The following is a 7,818-nucleotide window of genomic DNA, read 5'->3' as shown; positions in this document are numbered from 1 at the left end:
TCTTTTTAAACATAGTCATTCTTTTAATTGATGGTGTAAAGATACGAAAAATATTCCAGATAACAGCATAAAGCAGAGATTATTTTCGTGAAATATAAACATTTTAAACAGTCCTTACTTTTTAAAGTGGGCTCACTCCTTAACTTCCTTAACTCCTTTAACTTCCTGATATGCGAAAGTTCAGTTGTTAAAACTATGTTTAGAGCAATCGCTGAAATGAGGCTTTTCTACGTGATTTATTGCTGCGGCACAGGCTGCTGTTGAGGAGTAAATCTCTTCTGAAGAAGAAAGTACGATTAATAGATTAGATAATTTGGAGGGAAGTGTTTCAAAAGGAAGCACTTTCCTCCTTTTCGTTTCTTTTGATAGAACTTTTTCCTCCTTTTTCGTTTCTTTTAGGTTAAAAATCAGAAGAAAAGTATTAAATCATTTGCAGATTACATTTATTTTCCGTAATTTTGTCGGAAAATAGAGAAATATGACTGCAAGGGAAGATAGAGAAAAAGAAAAAACGAGCCGAGAGACTCTTGGTAAGTTCTTTTATGATTTAGCAAAGGCTAATTTCACAACCAATGTTGCAGGATGTATCTTGTCTATGGTTATGAAAGAAAAGTATGATGATGGGATGCTTTGGGGATTGCTTTCTTTTGGATTAGCTTCCACTGCTATTCTTGCATATGTGGGTTTTAGAATATTAAAAAAATAATTAGTATGGAAGGATTGGTAATGATTTATGCGACTATTACGGTCGTTGCTGGTGCTATAGCACTTTGGCTTCATACAAAATGGGGTAAGAAATTCTTAGAGAATCTCTAATTTTATAGTTTGAGAAATATGGCAGCAAAAGAAGAAAAAGAAAAAGCTAAGTTCGTCAGAGAAAGCGTTGTGAAGTATTTCTTTGATATGAGTAAGTCCACTTTTACCGTTATGGTATTAGGTGGAATGGCTGCTCTGTTTGGTATCGTTGAGACCGATCAGGTAGATTCTTATTGGGCGATTTTTTGGGGTGTGTTTTTGACTGTCATTTTATTTGTGATTGGTTTGTTAATTTCTAAAAGATAAATATATGCATACATTGGCTTTAACTTTCGCCGTGTGCTCAATAGTAGCATTGGCCTTTCTTGCATGGCTCTTTACCCCTTGGGGAAAGAAGTGGTCTAAGGAATTGTAGTGATGAAGAAGATAAAATATATATTATGTGCTTGCCTGATGATGGCATGCTCGGGCATGGAAGCCAAGTCGATGAAGGACTTGCTGGTTTCGATGCCGGATTCGATGACGCCTGCTCTCAACAGCAACCTGCGACTGGAATTTGCAGAGCTGCAGGAGATGGGCGTGAAGGCAGAGGTGAAGAACCTGCTGGGGGAGGCGAGCGTGATGGATACGCTTGCCCAGGATTTCGTGCAGATACGTTTGAGTTCGGCTTCTACTCTTCAGATGAAGAAATTGCCGATGGAGCAGGGCGACTCTGTGCTCTGCGTTGTCAAGACCTTCGCCGGACCGGAGAAGGAGAGCGCACTGCATCTTTTCACCCAGGATTGGAAAGCCCTGGATGCAAGTCGTCTTTTCGATGGCAAGAGCATCGGGGAACTGGCAGGTAGTCTGGTTCAGAAACCGGATACGATGAGCGAATCACGCTTTGAGGAGTTGAAGGCGATGATTGAACCGAGAATGGTGAGCGCCTTGCTGCTGCAGCATGAAAATGCAGTGGTGGTCCGCCTTTCTTTACCCCTTCTCTCTACAGAAGACAAGAAACTCGTAAACGCAATTAAATTGCAAAGAAAATTTAATTGGAGCGGAAAATCTTTTAAGGAGAGTTAAAAATAGAAAGTTTTTCCATATCTTATACCGGTTGTTGCAATAAAATTAGTAATTTTGCAACGTGTTTTTCATGGTATTAGATTATTAAGGTTAATAAAAGATTGGTTGTCGTGAGACAATCAATTTTTTTTGTGCCTATAGGAAAGGCTTTTTGCCCTTAAGGACCGCAAGGCTTTAGAAGATGAATAATCCGATGATGCCACAGATGAAAAGCAGCAATATCGGGTTGGTCTTCTTTACCTTTGTAAAGTAGAAAGCACCGATGAACAGCGCTACACTTACTCCGAAAGCAAATGGATTGTCATGAGGTGAACCGAAGTTCTCCTTGTTCATCAACAGAACCGCTGCTGCAGCTATCAGACCGATGATGGCAGGACGAAGCCCCGCAAAGACATCCTTCACAATCTTGGAATCCTTATGGGTTATCAGATAACGGCTGATGAGAATCATGATGATGAATGGAAGCCACATGATGGAAAGCGAAGCCAGTACGGAACCCAACCACGCTGCCCAGACTGGGTAACCATCGTGAAGACAGGCGGTATAACCCACGTAGGTGGCGCAGTTGATACCGATAGGACCCGGAGTAGACTGGCTGATAGCCACAATATCCGTAAACTCAGCATTAGAGAGCCAGTGGTTCTTCACCACCGTCTCGTTGTGGATGAGCGAAAGCATCGCATATCCACCACCAAAATTAAATGTACCAATCTTGGTAAATATAAGAAATAATTTCAGAAACAACATAATCTCTATATTTTTTACCTTTTTACCTTTCCATAAAGCCAGCCAAGCACGCCGGCAGCAATGATGATATAGATAGGCGAGATGCCGAAAACAGCAATCAGCGCACAGCAGACGAAGGGAATCCAGATGTTGTAGCGGTTGATGCTGGCAGTCTTAGCCATCTTGAAGCAGGGAGCTGCAATCAGCGCTACCACAGCCGGACGAACACCCGCAAAGAACTTCGCCACCCAGTAATTGTCCTTGAACTGCTGGAAGAACATGGCGATGATGAGAATGGCGATGATGGAAGGCAGCGCAATACCGATGGCACCCACGATGCCGCCCCATACGCCCTTCAGCTTATAGCCGATATGACTCGCCATATCAATGGCAAAGATACCCGGAGTAGCCTGAGCCACCACCATAATGTCCATGAATTCCTCCTTGTTCATCCACCGGTTCTTATCCACGAATTCTCTCTCCATGATAGGAATCATGGCGTAGCCTCCACCCAGCGTGAAGGCACCAATCTTGTTACACGTAAGGAAAAACTTTAATAACATTTTCTATTGATTCTATGATTTTGACTGCAAAATTACACATTATTTGTTAAATAAACTAGCTTTCCGGCGGATAATCTGCAAAAAATTACGCTCTTTTCGATAAAATATGTATCTTTGCAAACTATAAACTGCGGGAAACAATTCCAAAAACGGTTGTTTTCTGAGCAGTTCAAGTAGAATCTTAATACCAATAGAAATTAGAAAAAAGAATATGAATCTGAAAGTACGATTATCAATAATGAACTTCTTGGAGTTCGCTGTTTGGGGAGCCTATCTCACATCTATGGGCAACTATCTCGGAAAGGCCGGAATGGGTGCAGAAATCTCCTGGTTCTATACCATTCAGGGTATAGTCTCCATCTTCATGCCTACATTGATGGGTATTGTAGCGGATAAGTATATCCAGCCACAACGCCTTCTGGGATACTGTCATCTGCTGGCAGGTCTGTCGATGATAGGACTTTTCCTGATGGGACAGGCGAGTGCCACTCCTGATGAGGCGCTCTTCATGGCTGTCTATACCTTCAGCGTGGCGTTCTATATGCCTACGCTGGCGCTTTCCAATACCGCAGCTTTCACCATTCTGAAGAACCATGGAAGGGATACCATCAAGGACTTCCCGCCTATCCGTGTTTTTGGAACCGTAGGTTTCATCGTCACCATGTGGATTGTCAACTGTGCCACCTGGGATAACGGAACCTTCCTGTTCCTCTTCTCAGAGAATGCCAACAAGTTCCAGTATACCCATCTCCAGTTCCTCGTATCGGGAATCCTGAGTATCGTACTCTTCCTCTACTGCTTCGGCTTGCCACAGTGCCAGCTGGTGAAGAAGCAGGCGCGCAGTTGGGTGGAGACATGGGGCTTTGATGCCTTCAAGCTCTTCAAGAGCCGCGAGATGGCGCTGTTCTTTATCTTCTCATGTCTGCTCGGTATGAGCCTGCAGGTGACCAACGGTTATGCTACACCTTTCATCACCAGCTTCAAGGGCGATCCTGCCATGCTGGAAACCTTTGCTGCCAATAATGCTACGCTTCTGGTATCCATCTCTCAGATTGCTGAGGCGCTCTGCATCCTCCTGATTCCATACTTCCTCAAGCGTTATGGCATCAAGATCGTGATGCTCATCGCCATGTTTGCATGGGTGTTCCGTTTCGGCTTCTTCGGAATGGGCAATCCGGCGTTCCCTGGCGTTATCCTCTTCATTCTCTCATGCCTCGTATACGGTGTGGCTTTCGATTTCTTCAATGTGTCGGGTGGTCTGTTCGTAGACCAGAAGTGCGAACCTAAGGTCAGAGCTTCGGCACAGGGATTGTTTATGCTGATGACGAATGGTTTGGGTGCATCTATCGGTACCATTCTTGCCGGACAGGTAATCAATCATTACTGTCATTGGGAAAATGGGTATTTAATGGGCGATTGGCAGACCTGCTGGTTTATCTTCGCAGGTTATGCTCTTTTGGTCGGAGTTGCCTTCGCCATCTTGTTCAGACCTAAGAAGGAGACAAAATAAATGGTAAAGTTAGTATATAAAGGATCTTTTGCAATAGCTGAGTCGGTTGATGCCGGGGTCATTGCCCTCACCAATGAGGAAGAAACCCGCGTGCTTACCATTCTCACCATTCCGGAGGTGGCGATGAAAATCAAGGATTATGAGCAGCACAAGGATGAAGAGAGAATAGGTGCCGTTGACGTGCTGGCGAAGATTCTCAAGGAAGACGACGCTGCTCGTTATGAGATTGAGATCTTGGGCATTAAGGGAGTGGGACTGAAGACGAAGCTGGTGAATGTTGACACCGACCGTTCTTACCTGCTCCAGATAGAAGATGCCATCCTGCTTTCCTTGATGAATGGGTATGAAATTCTGACATCTGAAGAGGTAATCAAGAACTTCTCTACTCCTTACGAGGGAGGAATGCAGCGTGTGGCTATTCCTATCCTTACCCTGCCAGACCGGCTGCTGGAACTGGCTTTGCAGAGAGCTGTAGAAGATGAGAAGTATGAAGATGCTTCTTATATCCGTGATGAAATCAAGCGCCGTGAGGAAAAGGCGAAAAATGCGAACAAATAATGAAGGAAGTTAGATATTTCTATGTGCCGGATGCGGCTAATCAGGTGGAACTGCCTGCTGAGGAAGCTACCCATGCCCTGCGCGTTCTGCGACTGAAGGGTGGGGACGAGATATTCCTCATGGATGGAGAAGGCTCCTTTTTCCGTGCTGAGGTTACTGCTGCATCCAGCAAGCGATGTCTCTATGAAATCAAGGAAGAGATGCCGCAGCAGCGTGCCTGGAAGGGACATATCCATCTGGCGATTGCGCCAACCAAGATGATGGAGCGTATCGAATGGATGGCTGAGAAAGCCACGGAAATCGGTTTTGATGAACTCTCGTTCCTCAACTGCCAGTTTTCTGAACGCAAGGTGGTGAAGACGCCAAGAATTGACAAGATTGTGATTTCTGCCGTCAAGCAGAGTCATAAGGCGTGGAAACCGGCGGTGAACGAGCTGGTCAGCTTCAAGGAGTTTATCCAGACCCCTCGTCCCGGCAGAAAGTTTATCTGTCATTGCTACGAAGAGGTAGAGAAGAAAGACTTCTTTACCGAGATTTCTGGTATTCTGAATGAAGCTCATGCTCCTGCTGCTACTGAATCTTCAAATGCAGATGTAGCCACTGCTGCTTCTGAATCTCCAACTGCAGATGCAGCTGATATTACAGTATTGGTAGGTCCGGAGGGCGATTTCTCCATCGATGAGGTTCGCCTTGCCCTGGAGAACGGCTACGAGAGCGTATCCCTGGGCACCAGCCGCCTCCGTACCGAAACCGCCGGCCTTGTAGCGGTTCACATGGCGCATATCGCAAGGAGATTATAGCCAGTTTGATCCAATACGCCCTTGAACCAATGGTCATCAATCCAAGGTAAAGGACAGAAGCCAGTTTGATCCAATACGCCCTGAACCAACGGTCACCGGCCGAAGGGAAAGGTAAAGGGCAGAAGCTCCTAGCCCAGGGCAACGCCCTGGGTTTAATTAAGCAACAGCAATGCGCCCTGTAAGGGCAAAAGCTTTAAAATATTTATCTAAATGAGATGAAAAGATTGTATAAGAATTTGGTTATGATGTGCTTGGCATGCCTTGTCGGGATGCTCGCATCATGTTCTGGCAGCGACTATCTCAATGCCATTCCTAAGAAAAGTACTGCACTTATTTCGGTGGATATGCAGCAGATGGCTTCCGATATTCATGCGGAAGACAAGGCGGGCATGCTCAAATCACTCCTTCATGTAGAGGATGTAGACAAGTGCGGTATCGACATTACAGAAAAAATGTATCTCTTCGAGAGTGCTGACGGAAACCTCGGTCTCTGTGCCAAGGTCAGCAGCGAGAGCGATGTGGAAGACTGGCTCGCTTCGCTTGCCAAGCAGCATATCGCATCCGAAGTAAAGGAACGCAAGGGCTTCCATTTCGCTGTCTTGAAGGACTCATGGCTCGTGGGCTTTTCTGACCAGGCGCTTCTCGTCATGGGACCGGTAGTGGCTGATGCACAGGCTCAGCTCCAGCAGCAGATGGTAAGATATCTCAAGGCTGAAGAGGAGGAGGGCATCACCGTTTCTCCTTTGTTCGAGCGCTTGCAGACCATCACGTCTCCAATGGCGATGGTGGCTCAGGCTCAGGCTTTGCCGGAAAAGTTCATCGCTCCGTTCACCCTTGGTGCACCTAAGGATACCGACCCTTCCCAGGTGGTGATTGCTGCCGAGATGAACGTCAAGGACGGTATCTTGCAGATTCACGGAGAAACTTTCTCTTTCAATAAAACCATTGACGCTGCCTTGAAGAAGGCGGCTCAAACCTATCATCCTATCAAGGGCGCCTACGTCAAGTCGATGCCGGGAGATGCTCTGGCTGGCATCTTCATGAACGTAAAGGGCGAGCAGTTCCTGCCTATGATGCAGAGCAACAGCAGTCTGCAGACCCTCCTCATGGGTATTAATCAGGCGGTGGATATGGATAATATCATCCGTAGTGTGGATGGAGATATGGCCATCGTGATGCCAACCTTGGGAGATGCCGACCTCAAGATCATGATGGCGGCTAAACTGGCTCATAGCAAGTGGTTGGGCGATGTGGATTACTGGAAGAAATCATGTCCTCCGGGTGCCAAAATTGCCAACTGGGCTAAGAATGCTTACTTCTATACCGACGGCAAGACTTCTTTCTATTTCGGCGTAACCGATGACAAGCAGTTCTTCAGCGGAAGCGATGAACTCACTGCCCAGTATGCCGTGAAGCCAAGCAATCATCCGATAGATGCCAAGATTCAGAAGCTCATCGTGGGTCAGAAGCTGGCGATGGTCATCAATCTCGCCAAGAGTTCCGACGGCAACGGTTCGGGCAAGGACGATGCCATCTCTACTGTAACCGGTCTGCTGTCTCCAGTATTCGGCAACCTTACTTCCGTGGTCTATACCTTGAAGTAAAAGGCAAAAAGGGTAAAAAGAGTAAAAGCAAAAAGGGTAAAAAGAGTAAAAGCTAAAAGGGCAAAAAGCTAAAAAGAACCTTGCCCTCCCTCTTGCCCTCTTGCCCCCTTGCCCCCTTGCGCCCCCGTTCCTAGCGATTCCATCGCTAGGTCCCCCCAGTCCTAATTTCAAGCTAAAAGGGCAAAAAGGCTTTAAATGTAAGGTTGTTCCTGCAATTAAACATTAATAATTATACA

9 protein-coding genes are annotated in these 7,818 nt (G+C 46.1%); 7 read left to right on the top strand and 2 right to left on the bottom strand.

All coding sequences use genetic code 11. The features are described from left to right. Window positions 1-478 precede the first annotated feature (478 nt). From ACTQ53_RS11100 to ACTQ53_RS11090, 3 genes are all read left to right on the top strand, one after another. Window positions 479-706, top strand: a complete 228-nt coding sequence (locus ACTQ53_RS11100; RefSeq protein WP_153123309.1) for a hypothetical protein — start codon at window positions 479-481, stop codon at window positions 704-706. Between the two features lie 128 nt (window positions 707-834). Further along, complete coding sequence (locus tag ACTQ53_RS11095; RefSeq protein WP_441933057.1) at window positions 835-1,062, top strand: DUF6722 family protein; 228 nt, start codon at window positions 835-837, stop codon at window positions 1,060-1,062. 111 nt (window positions 1,063-1,173) lie between these two features. Beyond that, window positions 1,174-1,821 (top strand): DUF3256 family protein, encoded by a 648-nt coding sequence (locus tag ACTQ53_RS11090; protein ID WP_294971490.1) that lies wholly within the window; start codon window positions 1,174-1,176, stop codon window positions 1,819-1,821. A 174-nt stretch (window positions 1,822-1,995) separates the two neighbouring features. On the opposite strand, the gene ACTQ53_RS11085 is transcribed toward ACTQ53_RS11090, so the two are convergent. Continuing rightward, complete coding sequence (locus tag ACTQ53_RS11085) at window positions 1,996-2,568, bottom strand: chromate transporter (protein WP_153123311.1); 573 nt, start codon at window positions 2,566-2,568, stop codon at window positions 1,996-1,998. Between the two features lie 14 nt (window positions 2,569-2,582). Then, entirely contained in the window at window positions 2,583-3,110 is a 528-nt protein-coding gene (locus tag ACTQ53_RS11080; RefSeq protein WP_217760318.1) for a chromate transporter, read from the bottom strand. 211 nt (window positions 3,111-3,321) lie between these two features. Between ACTQ53_RS11080 and ACTQ53_RS11075 the strand changes: the two genes are divergently transcribed. From ACTQ53_RS11075 to ACTQ53_RS11060, 4 genes are all read left to right on the top strand, one after another. Beyond that, window positions 3,322-4,620, top strand: coding sequence for an MFS transporter (locus tag ACTQ53_RS11075; protein ID WP_441933056.1), 1,299 nt, complete (start codon window positions 3,322-3,324; stop codon window positions 4,618-4,620). Beyond that, complete coding sequence (locus ACTQ53_RS11070; RefSeq protein ID WP_294971498.1) at window positions 4,621-5,178, top strand: UvrB/UvrC motif-containing protein; 558 nt, start codon at window positions 4,621-4,623, stop codon at window positions 5,176-5,178. Continuing rightward, window positions 5,178-5,978: a 16S rRNA (uracil(1498)-N(3))-methyltransferase gene (locus tag ACTQ53_RS11065; protein ID WP_295346837.1), complete on the top strand. Its 801-nt coding sequence runs from the start codon at window positions 5,178-5,180 to the stop codon at window positions 5,976-5,978. Before ACTQ53_RS11070 ends, ACTQ53_RS11065 begins: the two co-directional genes overlap by 1 nt. Before the next feature lie 215 nt (window positions 5,979-6,193). Then, a complete protein-coding gene (locus ACTQ53_RS11060; protein WP_441933055.1) occupies window positions 6,194-7,582 on the top strand; it encodes a DUF4836 family protein in 1,389 nt (462 codons plus the stop codon). Window positions 7,583-7,818: the final 236 nt, after the last annotated feature.

It is taken from the genome of Prevotella sp. Sow4_E9_plate (assembly GCF_052116205.1).
GTDB lineage: Bacteria > Bacteroidota > Bacteroidia > Bacteroidales > Bacteroidaceae > Prevotella.
This window is presented reverse-complemented; position numbering and strand designations above follow the sequence as displayed.